Source organism: Thalassoglobus neptunius, assembly GCF_007859735.1.
GTDB lineage: Bacteria > Planctomycetota > Planctomycetia > Planctomycetales > Planctomycetaceae > Thalassoglobus > Thalassoglobus neptunius.
Window position 1 is genome coordinate 1252526 of sequence record NZ_SIHI01000001.1, and the last position, 18747, is coordinate 1271272.

Consider the following 18747-nt stretch of genomic DNA (forward strand, 5'->3'; position numbering starts at 1 on the left):
GTGCGCCCCATGAAAGTTCTCTTCGCAACAGATGGTTCGAGATACGCTGAGTATGCAGAGCAACTGATGATGGGGCTGTTTCCGTCTAGTTTGGTGGATCTCTCGATCGTCAGTGTGTGCCCAGCTTCGGATTTGCGACCCATCGATTTCGATTTTCCGCCGGATGTTTTGCAGTCGGTGAGTGAATGCAGAGATCACACGAAGGATCTCGTTGCGAATGCTGCCAATCGCATGAACACATGGGCCAAATCGGCAGGAACGAAAGTTCTCGAAGGCCACACAGCCCAGGAGATCCTCAAAGAGATCGATGAGACGCATCCCGACGTTTGCGTGATCGGCTCACATGGTCGGAGTGCCGTCGATCGCTTTTTCCTCGGAAGTGTTTCCGACAAGATCTCCAAGCACGCGCACGCTTCGATGCTGTTGGCTCGACCGCACAATGAGGACTACCAGTCAACGCAGTGCCATCGAATTTTGATCGCTGATGACGGATCGAGGCTGGCAAGTCGGGCGATCATCCGCTTTGCAGAACGGCCATCGAATACAAAGTCGGAGATTCAACTCGTCTCCATCGTCCCCGATTTTCGAGCATCTGCTTTCGGGCGGGGAGTTGATGGACAGGAACTGATCGATGAAGCAATCGCTGTCCATAAAGAACGGCACAAGGAGTTCACCGAACTGCTCGCTCCCAATGCCGCGTCAGTGACGAGCGTTGTTGAAGTCGGCCATAACGTTGCGAACGATATCGTTCACCGTGCGGACGAATTCAACGCCGATCTGATTATTCTCGGCGGGAATGAGAAATCGACGTTGAATCGGATGCTGCTGGGAAGCGTTTCGACTTCGGTCCTGCATCACGCTCACTGCTCCGTCTGGATCGAACGACCTCACCACAGCGACGCCACCGAACAGGCTTAAAGCTCTCTTTTCGGTCGTCGTCAGTGCGTCTCGCGATATTGAAAACTGTTGATTTCGCCCCTAAATTTGGGGCACGTCCTCGTAGCTCAGCTGGATAGAGCGTTGGTTTCCGGAGCCAAAGGTCAGAGGTTCGAATCCTCTCGGGGACACTGTCTTTGATTCGTCAGTGAAGAGCAGATGCCGATTGCTGCAAATCAGTGCACTGTGACGGATCAGATGCTTCGGACTGTCTTGATTCGCTCATCAATGCGATCCTGTTGATTCTTGACCGGGCTTGAATTGGGCTGAGAAGATGATGTTGGGCGTTGGGGCCGATCTGAAAGGGGCGAAACGGTCTGATTTCACAGTTTGCTTTCGGGATCAGATGACTCCCAGCAAGTCGCGGTGATTCTCTTCGTCAGTGGCATGACGACGTTTTTCGTCAACTGTCGTGAAAATGCCCGAAGTTTCTCATTTCCCAAGTGTCCAGTTGGCGGGCGTGGGATCTGAGGATCGGTGAAGATTTCAGGATTTGCCTGTGCGGATGGGTTGCGTCATGCAGACCTGTTGGTGATGGTGTGCTGATTTCGAAAAGTCTGAAACGTATTTTAAATAAAGGGTTACGTGGATCGGTTCTTGCGCCGTTTGTCAACCTTCAGTTTGACCGGCCTTGAATAGCGTGTAGACTTCGGTCGTTGGCAAGTGGTCTTCCTCTTGAATCTGCTTTGGACGTTTGTCCACTTGCCAAAACGTTGCATGGATGAAACAACTACCCCAGATGGAGCGGTCTTATCGATCGCGCATTCCCCTCGAACATCGCATTAGGATAGTCGGTGCTTCCACTTTCTCCTCAGAAATTTCGCGAGCAAGTTCGTTCCCACACCGACATTGTGGGACTCATCGGCGAAAGTGTCGGTCTTGAGTCGCGTTCGGGCGGACGTGAACACGTCGGGCTTTGTCCGTTCCACGACGATCACAATCCTTCGATGCGGGTTTATCCGGACCGACAAACGTTTCGATGCTGGTCGTGCAACACGGGGGGCGACTGCTTTACCTTTGTCATGGAGAGAGAGAAGGTCAGCTTTCCTGAAGCGCTCGAAATTCTGGCTCGGAGAGCGAATCTGGAGATCCCACGGTTTGTGTCGGGCCACTCTCCCCAACACGAGACGAACCGGGCTCGTCTGTTTGAAGTTCTGCAATGGGCTGAGGAACAATTTCATCAAACGCTGATGAAGTCACCAGCTGCTCAGCCAGCTCGTGAGTATTTGAAAAGTCGGGGAATGACCGCTGAGACAGTCACGCAGTTCCGGCTTGGGTTTCATCCGGAGAACTGGGAGTGGCTCATTGATCGTTCCAAAGGGAAATTTGCCCGCGAATTGCTTCTGGAAGCTCGCCTGATCGGAGAGCGAGACGGGAGACAGTTCGATTATTTCGTCAATCGGGTCATGTTTCCAATTCACAACGAAAGAGGGCAAGCTGTTTCGTTTGGAGGACGTATCCTCCCCGGCAGCAACGACGACGCCAAGTATTGGAACGGACCGGAAAGTGCCGTTTTCCATAAGAGTCGACTCCTGTTCGCGATCGATCACGCACGCGACGCGATTCGAGAGTCGAACGAAGCATTCATTGTCGAAGGTTATACGGACTGTATCGCCTGCCATCAGTTTGGCATTGCGAATGTTGTCGGGACGCTGGGAACAGCTCTCACGGACGATCACGTCAGTGCAATTAAGCGTTTCGCCCGCAAAGTCATTCTGGTTTTTGATGGTGATCAAGCAGGGCAAGCTGCGGCAATTCGGGCGGTTGAGAAGTTTCTGTTGCAGGATGTCGATCTTCGAATTCTTACGCTTCCGGAACTGATGGACCCTGCCGATTTCCTCGAACGTCAAGGGGCACAAGCATTTCGGGAAATCGCTCAAACCGCTCCAGAGGCTTGGGACTACCGATTTCGGGCAGCGAAGGCGAAGTTTGGATTGAACTCCATTGACGCCAGACAGCGCGTTCTGGACGAAATGCTGTCAGTTCTGTCCTGTGTTCCCAAAATGGCAACATCGGTGCGTGAACCACTGTTAATTGCAAACCTTGCACAGCGTTTGCAGGTTCCGGACGACGTGATTCGACGCCAGTTGAGCGAAGTCAGATCAAATCGCCCAAAAAGAATTCGTGTGGAGAATTCCAACGAAAACCGGTCTTCAGAAGATGTTGACGTTCGCCGATTACTTGCCGGCGAGTTGTCAAAGAGCGACCGAGTGGAATGTGACTTGCTGGAAGTTGTTCTGTCAGCACCACCGTTGCTGAACAACGTTGTGAATTCCATCGCGACAACACAGATTCGAAATCCAGTTCTCAGACGCATCCTGGAATTGTGTTTCGAAGAAGTTCAAACCACCGGGGAGAATCGGGAGTCTGAAACCGGACAACTGACTCTTTCTGGATTACTGAATCGAATGCCCAATCAGCAGATGAAAAGTTTAGTCGTCTGGTTGGATGAGCAGGCGAATGCGAAAGGTCTCGCAGCAAAACTGGAAGGGAACTCCACGGAAAATGGAATTCCGACAGTGCTGCATGACTCGATCGGGGCCATTCTCGATCGAGATGCAGAACAAACCCACCAGAATCTGGCGGTTCAATTGACTGAGTCCAAGGATGGGCAAAATGGACTGGACGAAGCGACGGAAAAGCTGCTTCGTCAGGCTGCGGAGTTTCACCAGAAACGAGCAACTCGAAAAGCTGGCGTGTGAATACCAGGACCAGCCCACGAATTGGAGAACTTAATGTATCGAATTGACGAGAGCCTTCGCCAGTTGACCGAATTGGGGCAGGTCCAGGGATATCTCACCTTCTCACAGGTGAATGAATATCTTCCGGACGATGATCTCACTCCGGACAAAATCGATGCTTTGCTATTGTCACTGGAAGACCTCGGGCTCGAAATCCGTGACGAGACAAAGCCACAAAAGGCAGCGGCTCCTCCGAAATCGACACGTCGAACGAAGAAGACAACTCGCCGTAGCACGCCCGTGAAAACCCAACGAAAGCAGACGGTTAATGTGACCGGGCTTGAGGGGGAAACCGGTGGCGGACGGATCATCGACGATCCTGTCAGAATGTACCTTTCGCAGATGGGGGAAATCCCACTGCTGACGCGTCAGGAAGAAATTGACCTCGCGAAGAAAATCGAATTCACTCGAAAACGCTTCCGACGCGCTCTGCTTGAGTGTCATTACGTATCCGTCGAAGCTTATGAGACGCTCCTGCGTGTTGAATCCGGGGAACTTCCCTTCGATCGAACAATCAAGATTTCCTTGACGGAATGTACCGTTAAAGATCAGGTTTTGGGGCGTTTGCCTCACAATCTCAAGACGATTCATCGGTTGGTTCAGCAGAATGAAGAAACATTCTCCCAACTCCTCGATGAGACGACACCTCAACCGGTCTGTTCGTCGATTTCGGCGCGTTTAGAGCAAAGCCGACGGAAAGTCGCGACGCTGCTGGAGGAAGTCAGCCTTCGAACTCAGCGGCTGCAACCACTCGTTAAACGACTCGAGCAAATCGCGCTTCGCATGCGTAATCTCGAGAAAGAGATTGAACGTCTTGACGGGGATCGGACCCGCAAGGAAGTTCGCTCGAATCTTCAGCAGGAACTTCGGGACCTGATGAAGCTCACTCATGAAACTCCGCAATCATTGTCGGAGCGCGTCGTCGAGATTAACGCCCGCTATGCCGACTACGATCGCGCGATGCGAGACCTCTCGGCCGGCAACTTGCGTCTGGTCGTTTCGATTGCCAAGAAATACCGGAACCGCGGACTCAGCTTCCTCGACCTGATTCAGGAGGGGAATACCGGTCTGATGCGAGCGGTGGACAAATACGAATATCGTCGAGGCTATAAGTTTTCGACCTACGCGACATGGTGGATTCGGCAGGCGATCACTCGAGCCATTGCTGATCAGGCGAGAACGATTCGAATCCCTGTTCATATGATTGAAACGATGTCTCGACTGAGACGGATCAGCAAATCTCTCGTCCAGGAACTGGGCCGGGAGCCAACCGTTGAGGAAGTCGCACAAACTGCGGAAGTTGAAGTCGAAGAAGCTCGCAGAGTCCTCAAGATGGCGAAGCCTTTGGTCAGCCTCGATAAGCCTGTTGGTGAAGGCGAAGAGAACATCTTTGGCGAGTTCATCGAAGACCGCAACGGGCACAGCCCTGTGAGTGTAGCTGCGCAGGAGATGCTCAAAGATCAGATCGATCAAGTTCTTAAAACACTCACTTACCGGGAACGCGAGATTATTAAACTTCGCTACGGATTGGGTGATGGGTACACCTACACACTCGAAGAAGTCGGACGAATCTTCAAAGTGACCCGAGAACGAGTTCGGCAGATCGAAGCGAAAGCAGTTCGCAAATTACAGCATCCTGCTCGATCGAAACAACTTCATGGATTCCTGGAACGCCTGGCATTGACCACCGGCGGATAGTCGTCGTTTTCTCGATTCTTCGACTTCATCGATTTGACGAGGCAGACTCTCCCTCTCAATCCACTCGGAGATCTCGGATCGCTGCGTTTGATGGAGTAAGAGTTGATCGTGGTGAGACAGTTTGACAGCAAGAGTTGGAATCCTGCGAGACTTGGTGTCGAACATCAAGAACAGCGCGAGAGGTCGAAAAAGACTGCTTGAAAGAATCGGAAGCCGCATCGGAGAAATCCGCTGCGGCTTTCTTGTTTGGTCGACGGATTCTTTCCCGAACGATCACTCCGTTTCTCACTGTGACCTTAGCAGAGGCGGCACTGTCTCAACGACTCAGTTCTGCGAACTCGGTAACAAACCTGAATGCGATCTCGGACGCACTCGTTTGAATGCCACCACCTGCGTTCTATGATCATCTGCCGCTGCTAAAACGCTCCGAAAGACGAACCATCGTGATTTCGTTTAACAGATTATGTCTTGCAAGTATCCACGACGATGCCGACATTTGATTTTACGTTCACCGTTGATAGCCCGCTGAAAGCGGTTCGTGAGTTTCATCATGACACGAGCGCGCTGAAACGTCTGACTCCTCCGCCGACGATCGTTCAACTGCAGGAAATCGAGCCATTGGCTGAAGGTTCGGTTTCCAAATTTACTCTCTGGGTCGGGCCACTTCCGCTTCGATGGACCGCACTTCATCAAAATGTGACAGACCACGGATTCACAGACATTCAGACGGAAGGCCCTGCGAAAAAGTGGGAACACACCCATACATTCCGAGAGTTGGCCCACAATCAAACGGAAGTCAACGAGCACATCGTCTATGAACACAAGCGAGGATTCTGGGGAATCGTCACCCGCATCCTCTTCTCTCGTCCGAGCCTCTACACGATGTTTACGTATAGAAAATTAGTCACCCAAAAAGCTCTCAAGGCTCCGTGAGTGTGTCTGTTTCGAACTTCGTTCCGGAAGTTTAAGGGCTGCTGATTCCACTCGAAATTTTGAGAGATCAAAGAGTCGCCACAGCCACAGTGGTCGTGACCTCCTGTTTGCAGCGGCTTGTCCGAACTCTCCAGAACTGATCAAACGAGACCAGTGAATACGTTCGGGAAACCATGAACGTGGTCTACGGTTGGAATGCACCGAGGACACTACCTGTTGATGGTCTTAGGTTTCCGGACGTGTCAAGGAGTAGGAGGGACTCAAGTTCAGACGTCAGATTTCCACCGGATGTCGGGATGAGTGTTCCTGGATCCCAGTCCGGAGTTCCGGATTGGATTCCAGTTTCCGACAGGAAGTCCGTTTCAATCGTGTAGTTATCGACCCATCGGTTTCCGTTTACTCCATCGCCCTGTCCAGTGATTTCAGATGATGTTCTGAGGAAGACGTTACCCACGATGTCAAAGTGCTCATGGAGGACCTGTGAGTGACCATCATCCCTGAGATGGAGTGACTGATCAAACGTATTTCCATACATCAGCAAGTGAGAGAGTTCTTTCACCATAATCTGAGACGAGAGTGCTGGAGATTGTGTTTTGAACACCGAATTGACGACGGCGATGTCTCGAGCTTCATCAATCCCACGTAGGAAAACCCCTTGTGCAGAAACTTGATCTCCCGTTGTGACTCCATAGAGCAGCTTGTTTTCGATGTCAGGGAACCACCACTGCCAGATATCCGGGTGGTATTCGATGTTGGCATTCCCGGTATCGGCTACGTGACCACCAATCACAGCGTCAGTGGCGGTGAATGCGTCGGATCCGATCACGCCAATGGTGACGTTTCTCGCCAGCCTGCCGAGGACTGCTCCATCTTTTGCTTCTGTGGCACTGAAGTCGGTGTAGTAGATATTCTCGAACCCGCTAGAGACGCGTCCGCTGACTCCTGCTCCACGTCCTGTGTATGCCAGGTTGTGAAGCCATAGTGATGAGTCAGGCATTTGACCGAGATTGGATCGAATGAGGAAATCTTCGTCGGTGACAGATGCATCGAGATCAACTCCGTCAATCTTGACTCGAAGGGCTCGCAGGCCGCGAGAACCGGTCTCTCCTCGGGCATTGATGACTGGATCGTGTCCGTCTTCAGCCTTAATTGTCAACCAGCGTTCATTGAGAACATCGGACGTAATTCCCGTGGCATAATCATACTCTCCATTGCGAAGAATGATCGTTCCGCCTTCCACTTCTCCGGACGCTCCAAGAGACTCTCGAGCCTGGGTAATTGTGGCAAACGGATTTGCAGCGGAGCCATCTCCAGTGGTGTCGGAGCCATTGTTGGCGTCGACGTAAGACTCCGCAGTTGGGAGTGTTCCGTTGATGTTCGAGAACAGCTGGAGGGAAATGACTCGCGCTTGTGCCGATGGATCGTTCGGTTGAACGGTCGCGAAGACTTCGAACGCTCCGTCGTGTTCCGGAAATTCGCTCGCATCGAGTTTGACGACATAGGCTTCGAAGGGATTGCCTGCGTAAGCATCAACGATCTGCGGAGCATTGACGACAGCTTCGCTTCCTTCAACGTGGAACGTCACGCTGGCAATTCCGCCTTTACTGAAGGCCACAACGGGGACGATGAAGTCACCAGTGACATCCTGGAAGGGGACGATCGCGTAGTGTGCGATGGGTTTGTAGTTGACTCGTTCGGGGTCCTCGGGAACATCTCTTCCGTCCCATTCGAGCGTTCCATCCCACATATCCGAGGGAGCGATCAGCGCGTCGGTGATCAAGTCTCCGGATCCACCCGGGGCTGGGACCGATGGTTCTGGGGTCTGTCCAGGTTGGTTGAGTGGAACGACTGTTTCGTTAATCCGGTAGTCACGATCGACGATGATGTTGTGATTCCGTCGTGCGAACCGAAGAGGGCTCATCGCTGAGTTGAGACCTTCTGGTCGGTCAGCAAGTTGTGGCCATTCGACGCCGACTCCCACCATGACATCGGTGCCGTAGGTGTCGTCGTGGGTCACAGTTGTCGAGAGGTTCAAGTGTCCCCAGTCGACTTCTGCGCGAGCCTTGAGACCGTTGATGGATTCCGAGTCGTCCGCAAAGAAGTGATACGAACCGGCATATCCTCTTAGGATCCATTCCTCAAACGGAATGGAGAGACCGACTTCCCAGTCGAATCCCGACATCGGACGCATCAGCGAGGTTGAAGAGTAAATGACGAGGTTATCCCCATCGACGCGGCTGGTCAGCAGTTGGGTTCCGAGTTCCTGATCCCCCTGATTGAGCGGCAAATAGCCATTTCCGCGTATCTCGAACTGATCGAGTGTGGCTTCGAGGCCCAGTCCCAGCTGGTAGAACGACTGTTCGTAGAATCGGTCATAGTCAAACCAGACAGAACCGCCCATCCAGCCTGTTTGTGAATCGTTGATGTGACGAAGTCCAAGACCGACATTGGTTCCCATGCGGTCGCCCTCTGCGACGAAGAATCGCATATCGCCGTAGTAGACGTTTTCTCCGTCGACGACATACGGCATGATCTCGAGATCGCTGAGCGAACTGTCTCGCCCGAACGTGTCGAATCCAAAATACCCAGCGCGTCCCTGGACTCCGCGAATTCGATTCGACGGAGGCACGATTGGCCCGAGTCCGCGAGGTGATGTCCAGCTGTTGTACTGCTGTTGCTGCTGAACTGCTGAGTCGATATCCATTTCTTCGTAGCCATCGAGCATGATGATGGCTGGCAGGGAGGAATCGCTTGCAGGCAACTCCGGCAAAGTTGTGGACTCAACGGCCAGGGGAGGGGGGCGTCTCAGTTTGCGATCCGGTTGAAGCGTGACAACACCATCGGTTTCCGCATCTGAGGGCTGAGATGCTCCGAGAGTGACGACTCCGACTGATTCCGGACCCGAATTCGCCGAAACGGTGGCAAATGCCGGATCCGGATTCGAATTCGTGGCGGGTGCCAGTGGTGTTTCCTCGGAATCCGATTCTGCCGTCCCGGCAAGCGGTCGACGAATGGGAGCGAGCGGCATCGGCTTCGCGAGTTCAGGCTTTGCTGACCCGGAGTCGACGTCCACCTTGGGGGGGAACGCGAGCGACGGCTTTCTTGTTTCGCGATCTTCGGGCTGACTGTCGGAATGAGTATCAGAATCCGAAGTGACTGGTTGAGGTGTCGTGGGAAATGGACGTACGGACTCTGAGCCCGAGGAGCTTGTGTGCGCATGCCAGGAATCGGCAGCGCGCAGCGGTAGCCCTGTCGCGAGAGTCGCGATCACCGCTCCAATTCCAACGATTCGCCCCCAACGAGGCGTACCGTATGTTGACCTGGCCATAAACCACGATGAGTGAGAGAAATTGTGTGCCGGGAAGGTGGATACAATTGTCGGCGTGGGTTGATGGGTGGAACGGAAGGAACTGAAAGTCCACCGTCAACCGACCGGGTGTGATTCATATGCGTGGGGTACCGCAGAGAATAGAAGATCTCTCGATAAACCAGCAAGATGATTTTGAATCAGCACGCCGCGACCGGCAGATGATGCAGGTCGCAGTCGATCCTTCCCCAATTTCTCGAAATTGCCCTCGTCCAGTCTGCGCATTTGCCGCATTTTACGGAGTGCCAGGAGGACGAATCGCAGTCATGGAACTGAGTTTGACGCGGAGTTAGGAAAGAGCAAGCCCCGCTTTGTCGCCGAGGCCAGAACCGACGGATCCGATGGAAGTCGTTTGGTCAAACCGATCTCCGAGGCTCGACGCCACCCAGCTTTCTCCAGAGACCTGATCGATTCCGACCAGATCCGCTGTTCCGTTGCCATCCACATCAATTGCTGCGACGAGGGACGGATTCTTACCAGCCCAGCTACCGTACGAAAGCAGCTGCGATTCGTTTGTTTCGGTGATTTCCATCAGGAACCAGTCACCAGAGCTGTTGATTCCCGCAATTTCACTCGTACTGTCTCCGGTGAAATTTGCGAAGATAAAGGTTGCTGAGGAGTCGAGAGCGTCAAAGGATCCGAGAAATCTTTGATTCATCGTTCCCTGGTTCCCGCCAGTGGACTCGAACTCAAACGTGAACCAACTCCCGGAATTTGTGCGGGCTGAGATTTCGTCTGACCCATCTCCGTTCCAGTCCGTGGCCTGAACATCCAACCATGTCGTCTTAGTGTCCCAGTTCATGAGCTCGAAACTGGAGGTCAATCCGGTCGCTGATCCGAGGCTCGCGTACCAAAGGCCTGATCGTTTGCTGAGTGCGACATCATCGTATCCATCCCCGTTGAAATCACCGACAACGACCGCACCTTTGAGGTAGCGCTTGCCTGCCCAACGATCACTGGTGTCACTCTCGAAGCCGTTTCCGGTCGAGTATTGAGTGTGCCAGCGTCGATCGGTTCCGAATGAGATGAAATCGTCGAGCCCATCTCCGTTGAAATCACCGATGGCGAGATTGCCGTCCAATTCTTTGCCTCGGTATTCCCCCCATTTTTCCGGTGTTCCCAATCCTGAGTTGTCAGTCAAGACGACCCAAATTTCATTGGATCCGTTCAAGCCAGCAACATCAATCAGCCCGTCTCCATTGAAGTCGCCAGTCATGAGTTCGTTGACACCGGTTGCACTCCAGTCCACAGAGTCGAACATGATCAAGTCGCCGTCGACGATGACTCCCAGGTGGGCCATCGATCCATCGACGAGGACGAGATCGGTCACATTTTGAACGACGTTCGGATCTTCGTTGACATCGGTGATTGCCAGTTGAACGTCAACGAAGTCATCGATGCTGCCTCCGACTTCAGGATCGTTCACACGTAAAGATACGTTCAGCTTGGAGGCGGATTCGTAGTCGAGGTTTGTTCCAGCTTTCAGATACAGACCGTCTCCGACCAACTCAAAGAGATGTGCATCGTCCCCAGCGAGTGACACGATGCTCTCTCCGAAGCTGTCTTGAGTCACAGTGATCGTGCCAATTTTGAGACGAGCGTCGAGCGTTGTGTTCTCGGCAATTGAATTTACCGTCTGATTGAAGTCGATGGTCGGAGCGACTCGTGGTGGGACTTCTTTAACGTCGGTGATCCTGACTCGAATGTCTACGGAATCATCGATCCGCCCTCCCAATTCCGGATCATTCACTCGGAGTGAAATGTTAAACTGTGAGTCGGCCTCATAATCGAGGGTTATCCCGGCCTTCAGATACAGACTATCTCCGATTAACTCGAAGAGTTGATAGTCCGTGCCAGCGATCGACACGATGCTTTCTCCGAACCCGTCCTGAGTCACGGTGAATGTACCAATTTTGAGTCGCGTTGTAAGCGTCGTGTTCTCAGGGACGAAGAGTGTTGTTTGATTGAAGTCGATGGTCGGAGCGACACGCGGTGGAACTTCGTTGACATCGGTAATGGCGAGTTGGACGTCGACAGAGTCATCGATGCTGCCTCCCACTTCCGGATCGTTCACACGTAGCGAGACGTTCAGCTTCGACGCCGTTTCATAGTCGAGGTTTGTTCCGGTTTTCAGATACAGACCGTCGCCGACTAACTCAAAGAGATGGGCATCTGCTCCGGCAAGTGAAACGACGCTCTCTCCGAATCCGTCTTGGGTGACTGTGAACGTGCCAATTTTGAGACGAGCGTCGAGCGTTGTGTTCTCGGCAATTGAACTTGTCGTCTGATTGAAGTCGATGGTCGGTGCGACTCGTGGTGGCACTTCGTTGACATCGGTGATTTTGACTCGAACGTCGACGGAATCATTGACGCTGCCTCCCACTTCCGGGTCATTCACTCGGAGTGAGACGTTGAACTGCGAGTCGGTCTCGTAGTCGAGGTTTGTCCCAGCCTTTAGATACAGACCGTCTCCGATTAACTCGAAGAGTTGATAGTCTGTGCCAGTAATCGAGACGGTACTTTCTCCGAATCCGTCCTGGGTGACGGTGAATGTACCAATCTTGAGTCGCGTGCTAAGCGTCGTGTTCTCAGGGATGAAGAGTGTTGTTTGATTGAATTCGATAGTCGGTGCAACACGCAGAGGAACTTCGTTGACGTCGATGATCGCAAGTTGGACATCGACGGAATCATCGATGCTTCCTCCTACTTCCGGGTCATTGACTCGGAGTGAGACATTCAGCTTGGAGGCGGTTTCGTAGTCGAGGTTCGTTCCAGCTTTCAGGTACAGACCGTCGCCGACAAGCTCGAAGAGATGAGCGTCTGACCCAGCGAGTGAAACGGTGGACTGTCCAACACCGTCGTCGGTCACTTGAACCGTGCCAATTCGGATTGCTTCGCCGATCACGGTGTTCTCGGGTATCGACGTGACAATCTGCTGAAAGTCGATAGAAGGAGGGAGATTGACCGTTGGGGGAGGCGTTGGTGCGCCGGTTCCGGATTCCGGGATGTCGCGTTGGCCATCTCCATTAAAGTCGGCCAATCGAAAGTTCGGAACATTGATCGATGAACCGAATGGGGAATCCGCGGATTCAGCTAATGAATATGCGAGATCGCTGGAATCAAGCAGTTCACTGCTCGAGCTCTTATAATCGAGGTTCAACCCGAACTCGGTATTATCTCCCCAGTTCGCGACGGCAACATGACCAAACGGAATTTCGTCGAGAGGGACCGAAAGGACAATTCCTCCGTCGCGGATTTCTAGCACTTCGCGGACGATTCCGTCGTAATTGATTTCAACATGGTCACCGACTTCGAAGAACTGGCCGCCCCTCCACATGGGCAGATAATCAAGTTGCATGTCTCCCAGTCTTCTGACGTCGACGAGATCCGTGGCAAGTGGAGCGTTTGTGAATCCGGGTGACTGATAAACGGAATTCTGGTCGTTCGTTGTCGTTGTCTGAAACGACTCAAGATCTCTGTGCCACCCAGTACTGTCGTAAAAGAGGATTCCGTTGCTGACCAGATCAGAATGCCAGTACAGGTTGGAATCCGACGTTGTATGATCGACTTCTGACGTCGCATACAACACTTTGTCGTGGCCGGTCTGGAAAATGTTTCCATAGAACTCGTAGTTGTCTCCGGTGAGTCGCATCGTACCCATCCCGGAGAAGGCAGCGGTGTTGTTTGAGATTCGAACATCAAATACACTGTCATGTCCGAACATCATTAAGTAACCGGTTGACCCAACCATTACGTTGCCGTCGATGACCACTCCCTGGGTCTCATGCATCATGATTTGCTGGGTCGCCGCCATCAGGAGATTGTTAGAGATGACGATATTGGAGACGGAGTAGAACGTCTGGATATTGTCCGGATGCCCCTGTCCGAAATGGTGATGAATATAGTTTTCGTGAATGAGGATGTTATAAGAATTGTAAGCGACAACGACGCCGTCTTGGCGGTTGTATGAAACTTCATTCCGCAGAACCTGTAAGTCAGAAACAGTTACTGCGACGAGTCCGTTTCCGTTTTGAGTGATCAGGTTCTGCGAGACGACGACGTTTGACGACGAGCGGAGCGAGACACCCACCTGCTGATTATTTGTGATGACGCAGTTCGAAATTTGAACGTTCGTTGCATTGCGAATTTCAACTCCCAACCACTCCGATCCGCTTATTTCGAATCCGTCGACGAGAACGTTCGAGACCCCGATGGCCTGAATGACTCCCATTCTCCGGGACGCTTCGAAATGACTTAAGTCCGAGATGTCGTCAGGTTTGTAGGTGACGACGAAGCCGTCTGCGGACTCTGTGATCGAGTATTCACCGGGAGTGCTGACGAAGTTGTCATGACCCGTCAGATAGAAACGGTCCCCCGTCTGGATTTGCATAATGTCATTGGGGGACTCGTAATTAATGGTTCCGGTCGCGGAATCAAAGTCCGTGATTGTCACTGTGTATTGACAGTTCCCATAAGCCGTCCAGATGAAAAACTCTGAGTTGACCAGCGTCTCTGCATCCATTCCGATCAGTTCGGAATCTGTAATCGTCGATTCACCAAGCGAATCGACGATCCACCACCCTTGATCCGGGTGACGCGATTGAGAGATTTCCTCGGAATTGACGAACATGGAACCAGGATTCCAGTCGAGGATCGTTTGGTAAGTTCCGTCGCCATTGGCTGTCCAATCCGTAACCGAATCACTTCCGGAAAGGACGACATGGTCACCTGGAACGGCGCGGAGTGAGATGTCGGATTTCAGGCGAATCGTTTCTCGGTACACTCCTTCGCGGACCCAAATCGTGTCCCCTTCCGAAGCGGCATTGATTGCGGCATTGATCGACGTGAACGGGCTCGCGCTGTCTCCATTTTGAATCGGGTTCGTGGAACTCTGATCGACCCAGATTTCGGTGCCAGAAGTGGCTGCCTCGGGGATATCTGTCGGTGTCCCACTCATGAGTGTTCTCATTTCCAGCAGTTCGAGAACTGCCGGGCTGTTGAGCTGAGAACGTTTTTTGGGAGTAAAGAATTGGGATTCAATCGGTGCGAATGCCAGCAAGGGCGCAAGGATCCCGTCGCGATCAACTGTCGACATGAATTGCAACTCAAGAAAGTAGGGGGGAAAGCAGAAAAGAACTCAAACGTGATCATTGAGGGGAGCGCGACGCAATCCATTGCATTGAATCGTAGGTTACATTCGCGGTCGTTTCGGAAGAATCCTGGAGAAACTCATCGCCAATTCGGGATGGTGAGTTGCGTCAACATGTTCATTTTTCGAAACATTTCAGGCGGTTTAATATCGAGCCTGGGGGCGCTATCAAAGAGTCGCTAAGACGGCGAAAAATCGCCATTTTTACAGAAAAGGCAAAGCATCAAGAGAGGCGAAGAAATTGCGGTTGATGCAGTTCAAGCGAATCCACGCGAATCGCATCAGTGCAGAGGATTTAAGATTCGATTGTAACTTCTTCGGATTCCCAGAGCCGACATTCCCAGTCAACGTCTTCGTAAGAAATCGAATCGAGCGCTCGCCATCCGTTGCCTTCGAAGTGGGCGCGCATATGCTCATTTCTCGGCTTGTAGTTAGATACAAAAAGCCGATGAGTCATCGCTTGTAGAGTGGGAAGAATCTCAGCGAGATCCTTCGTGTAGTAAAGGACTTCGCAGGCAGTGATAAGATCAAACTTTTGCCCGTTGAACATTGTAGCGACTGCTTCGAGTTCGCCAGCTTGGAACTTCCCTTCCGGGCATCGAGCAGCTGCGCGTTCGACAGCCTTGGGGCTGATATCGACTCCGTAGAGTTGATCGGTCAGTGTTCCGAGAAACTGCGACTGATGGCCTTCCCCACATCCGAGTTCCAGGATGGATGAGTACTTGGGTTGCACTTCACTCAGGATTCGGACTGTCTCCTGAAAACGATGCTGTTCTTTCGGGGAACTCATCTGCCAGGGATCTTCAATCGAATACAGCATTCGGATTCGACCGTAAGCCTTTGTGAAAGCCGTGCGGCTCATGAAGGCTTTGCGCCAAATCCGGTGAACGATATTTGAGATACCCATGAGAATGTGCTTTCTTGAGCGTTCTGTCTTTTCGGTGGAATCGCCTTAACGGTCCGTCGAGAGTGCGTGATACAGCTTGGGAGTGCCTATTCAATTCCCGGAGTTGAAATGCTGTTCTCTAAGCTGTCGCAGTTGTCGAAGGCGAACATTCACAATATGTAACGACGCAGCTTGGTTGAGATCGATCGACGGATCTTTGCCTTCGCTGATTCTCGTGCGTGGAGGATGTTTTCAATTCTCTCTGGCTCCATATCTCCACGAATGGAAATACGCTCCTGAATTTGAGCATCCGTTGACGTTGTTCCTCCATCGCTGGTGAAAACTCGCCGAAATTTTTGCTGCTTGAGGTTGTGAATGACCTGTCGGTTGTAAGCTCCGAACGGGATGCTCACCGTATCGATGGCCTTCCCGCAGACAATTGCCAGTTCTTCGCGGGCGGTGACGGTTTCATCGCGAAACTCGTCCGCAGGGACACTTCTCCAGTCGACGTGGTTTCGTCCGTGGAGGCCGATTTCCATCTCGTTTGAGATCAGTTCAGCAATGTCTGCCTCGGAAAGATATCCATTCATTCCCAAACGCCCGGTGAGGATGAAGAAGGTTCCTCGGAATCCAGAGTCCTTAAGGGCTGGGCAGGCGATTTCCAAATCGGAGCGGTTCCCGTCGTCGAACGTGAACATGAACTGCCGACCATTTTCGGTCAGCTGTTTTGCCTGTTCGACAATCGAGGCAAACTGTGATTCAGAAACCCAATATGGAACTTCGTCTTCCGGAATCGATGCTGCCGGAGTGCCGATTCCATGAAAATTCAGAATCGTCGTGTTGGCTATGCTCTTCATTTGGGGTTTATGTCTCGTTAATTCCAGGGAACACAGCTGCCCCGTTGATGAGACGTTCCTTCACGCGACGCGGAGGCGACATCTGATGAAGACCTTTGAGAGCTCCGTAAGCTTCCTCCCAGGCTCCTCGCGTCAACAGACGGACAATCAGGAGCACTGAAAAGAGATACGCGCTCGGAACGCCGAGGGGATTGAATCGCCAGATAAACTTTATGCGATTCCGGAAGTTGAAGTAGTTTGCGAACGCGGAAGCCCGTCTCTTCACGGAGCCGGTTCCGATGGATGTCCCGCCGTGATGGTAGACAACGGCCTTGTCACTGAATTTTAACGGGAGATCACCTCTTCGACAGGCCCAGTCAACTTCTTCAAAGTATAAGAAGTAGTCGTCGGACATCGGACCAACGGTGTCGTAAAACTCGCGCGAAGCAATGATGTTCGCGCCTGAGATGAAATTGAGCGTGTCGACGTTCGCGTACGATGTTTCGGCAGGGAGGAGTCCCTGATGCACGTTTGTGCATGCCCCTGTCCAGAATCCAACGCGCCCTCCATCGGATTGAATGAGTTGAGGAGGGTCGTGGTAGAGGACTCGTCCTCCAAAGAGCCCGAATTTCCCTGCTTTCCGTAAGTCGTCGATAAAATCGCCAGCGGTCTGAGGAGTGACAACGCAATCGGGGTTGAGAATCCAGAAACAGTCAACGTCGCTGGTTTGATTGAGCAGTCGCAAGCCAATGTTGCAGGCCCCGGCGTACCCGTAGTTCAGAGGAGAACGAACAAGTGTCACGGACGGCGCGGAGCCTTCAATTGGGCCGTCTGTTTGATCGAGTGGAATGGAGGTGAAGTTGATCTGTCGAGAAGGCTGCCGGGTGTTCCAATCGCTCGCCCAGGACATCACTTGTTCAACGGTATCGTCAGTGGATGCGTTGTCGACCACGACGACTCTCAGCTGGCGGTTCTCGGACTCCGCAAGACTTTCAAGGCAAGGGACAATCACGTCGGAGGATCCAAACGTGACAATCACAACCCCGAGCAGATCGATGCTGTTTTCTGATTCGGTTGTCATAGGTGCAGGGACTTGAACGCTGGGTTAAGGAATTTTGAGCTGGATCGGTTCGCACGATGTTGTTGATTCGACCGGTTCAGCCCGATGCGTTGACTTCGTCGTTTCGACCCACAAGAAGTTGGGGCAAGAACTGACAAAGCGACACTCTCTGAGAGTTGAGCAGAAAACAACTCCGGGACGGGAGAACTGGGCGGTTTTGACCAAAAATCTATAGATCGCGAGAGCCTGTAACGTTTTTCAAGGTTGAGTAAGAGCATGCTGTGAAATTGGTTGTGATCGGCACCAAGTCAAACCACGGAAACAACGATGTGGAGACAACAATGCGGACGGCAGTCCCTGACACGGAATCGGCTCCTGTCCTGTCGTATGGAAGGCCTCGACGAGGGGAAAATCCTTCATCGATCCCTGCAAGTAAATCCTCGGCTTATCAATACTTGCGAAACCGGAACTGGAAACGATCACGAAAACTGAGAATTGCATTCTCAGGGATGAAATTTCTTTCAATCACCAAGGCTTCAATTGCAAACCTGTCCATCTCAGCCGAAGTGCCGGAGAGAAATTTTCGGCTCGCGACTTTGAGGCCCGGTCACCTGTTCAGCAAGTCTTTTGGACTCCCAATTCCGCAGGTTGAAATCGCATCATCCGTGGAGGAGAACACCAAGTAGAAGTATATTCGGGCCGACGACCGCTTCAAATCGTGCAACTGAAACAGCAGTCAAAATCACATCGCGAAACCGAAGCGTTTGCGGGGTTATGACGGTTGTTCTGATCAAATTTTTGATCGCGAGCCAGACCGCAAAAATGTTGAGAGAGGAAACATGCGGGGTTTGACTTGAGTTGGTGAAGTGTTGTTCCACCGAACCGGTCTAACCGGCCTCAATGGCCTCCTAGCATTGCTGCAATGCCTAAACTCTCAAATTCATCATTGATCCAGAAAACGGTGATTGTATTCTCGTATCATCACGTTTACGATGACGAACAAAGGCGGTATGGCTGTCCCCCCCCTTATCGGGCCATTGTTTGTCGTTCCATGACGCAAGACGTGTCATCAATCCAACCTGATGAACTCCGACATTGCGATCGAGAAGAGCCTCAATCGCGAAACTGTTGACGACTGTTG

The 18747-nt window shown here is 52.3% G+C and carries 9 protein-coding genes and 1 tRNA gene; 5 read left to right on the forward strand and 5 right to left on the reverse strand.

Going from position 1 to position 18747, the window contains the following annotated elements:
- Nucleotides 1-9: 9 nt before the first annotated feature.
- The 5 genes from KOR42_RS05160 (at nt 10) to KOR42_RS05180 (ending at nt 6308) form a co-directional block, all read left to right on the forward strand.
- Nucleotides 10-918 carry a universal stress protein gene (locus tag KOR42_RS05160; RefSeq protein WP_146507609.1) on the forward strand — a complete coding sequence of 303 codons (909 nt, stop codon included), beginning with the start codon at nt 10-12 and terminating at the stop codon, nt 916-918.
- A 75-nt stretch (nt 919-993) separates the two neighbouring features.
- Nucleotides 994-1067 (forward strand) — tRNA-Arg (locus tag KOR42_RS05165).
- 663 nt (nt 1068-1730) lie between these two features.
- Nucleotides 1731-3638 (forward strand): DNA primase, encoded by a 1908-nt coding sequence (gene dnaG / locus KOR42_RS05170; protein ID WP_146507611.1) that lies wholly within the window; start codon nt 1731-1733, stop codon nt 3636-3638.
- 33 nt (nt 3639-3671) lie between these two features.
- On the forward strand, nt 3672-5375 hold the full coding sequence (gene rpoD, locus KOR42_RS27715; RefSeq protein ID WP_146507613.1) for an RNA polymerase sigma factor RpoD: 1704 nt from the start codon (nt 3672-3674) through the stop codon (nt 5373-5375).
- 486 nt (nt 5376-5861) lie between these two features.
- A complete protein-coding gene (locus KOR42_RS05180; protein WP_146507614.1) occupies nt 5862-6308 on the forward strand; it encodes an SRPBCC family protein in 447 nt (148 codons plus the stop codon).
- A gap of 184 nt (nt 6309-6492) precedes the next feature.
- Here KOR42_RS05180 and KOR42_RS05185 read toward each other — a convergent pair whose 3' ends face one another.
- From KOR42_RS05185 to KOR42_RS05205, 5 genes are all read right to left on the reverse strand, one after another.
- On the reverse strand, nt 6493-9636 hold the full coding sequence (locus tag KOR42_RS05185; RefSeq protein ID WP_146507616.1) for an inverse autotransporter beta domain-containing protein: 3144 nt from the start codon (nt 9634-9636) through the stop codon (nt 6493-6495).
- A gap of 328 nt (nt 9637-9964) precedes the next feature.
- Complete coding sequence (locus KOR42_RS05190) at nt 9965-14770, reverse strand: right-handed parallel beta-helix repeat-containing protein (RefSeq protein ID WP_146507618.1); 4806 nt, start codon at nt 14768-14770, stop codon at nt 9965-9967.
- A 349-nt stretch (nt 14771-15119) separates the two neighbouring features.
- A complete protein-coding gene (locus tag KOR42_RS05195) occupies nt 15120-15686 on the reverse strand; it encodes a class I SAM-dependent methyltransferase (protein WP_231740661.1) in 567 nt (188 codons plus the stop codon).
- Between the two features lie 194 nt (nt 15687-15880).
- Nucleotides 15881-16567, reverse strand: a complete 687-nt coding sequence (locus tag KOR42_RS05200) for a polysaccharide deacetylase family protein (RefSeq protein ID WP_146507622.1) — start codon at nt 16565-16567, stop codon at nt 15881-15883.
- A gap of 7 nt (nt 16568-16574) precedes the next feature.
- Nucleotides 16575-17627, reverse strand: coding sequence for a glycosyltransferase family 2 protein (locus tag KOR42_RS05205; protein WP_146507625.1), 1053 nt, complete (start codon nt 17625-17627; stop codon nt 16575-16577).
- Nucleotides 17628-18747: the final 1120 nt, after the last annotated feature.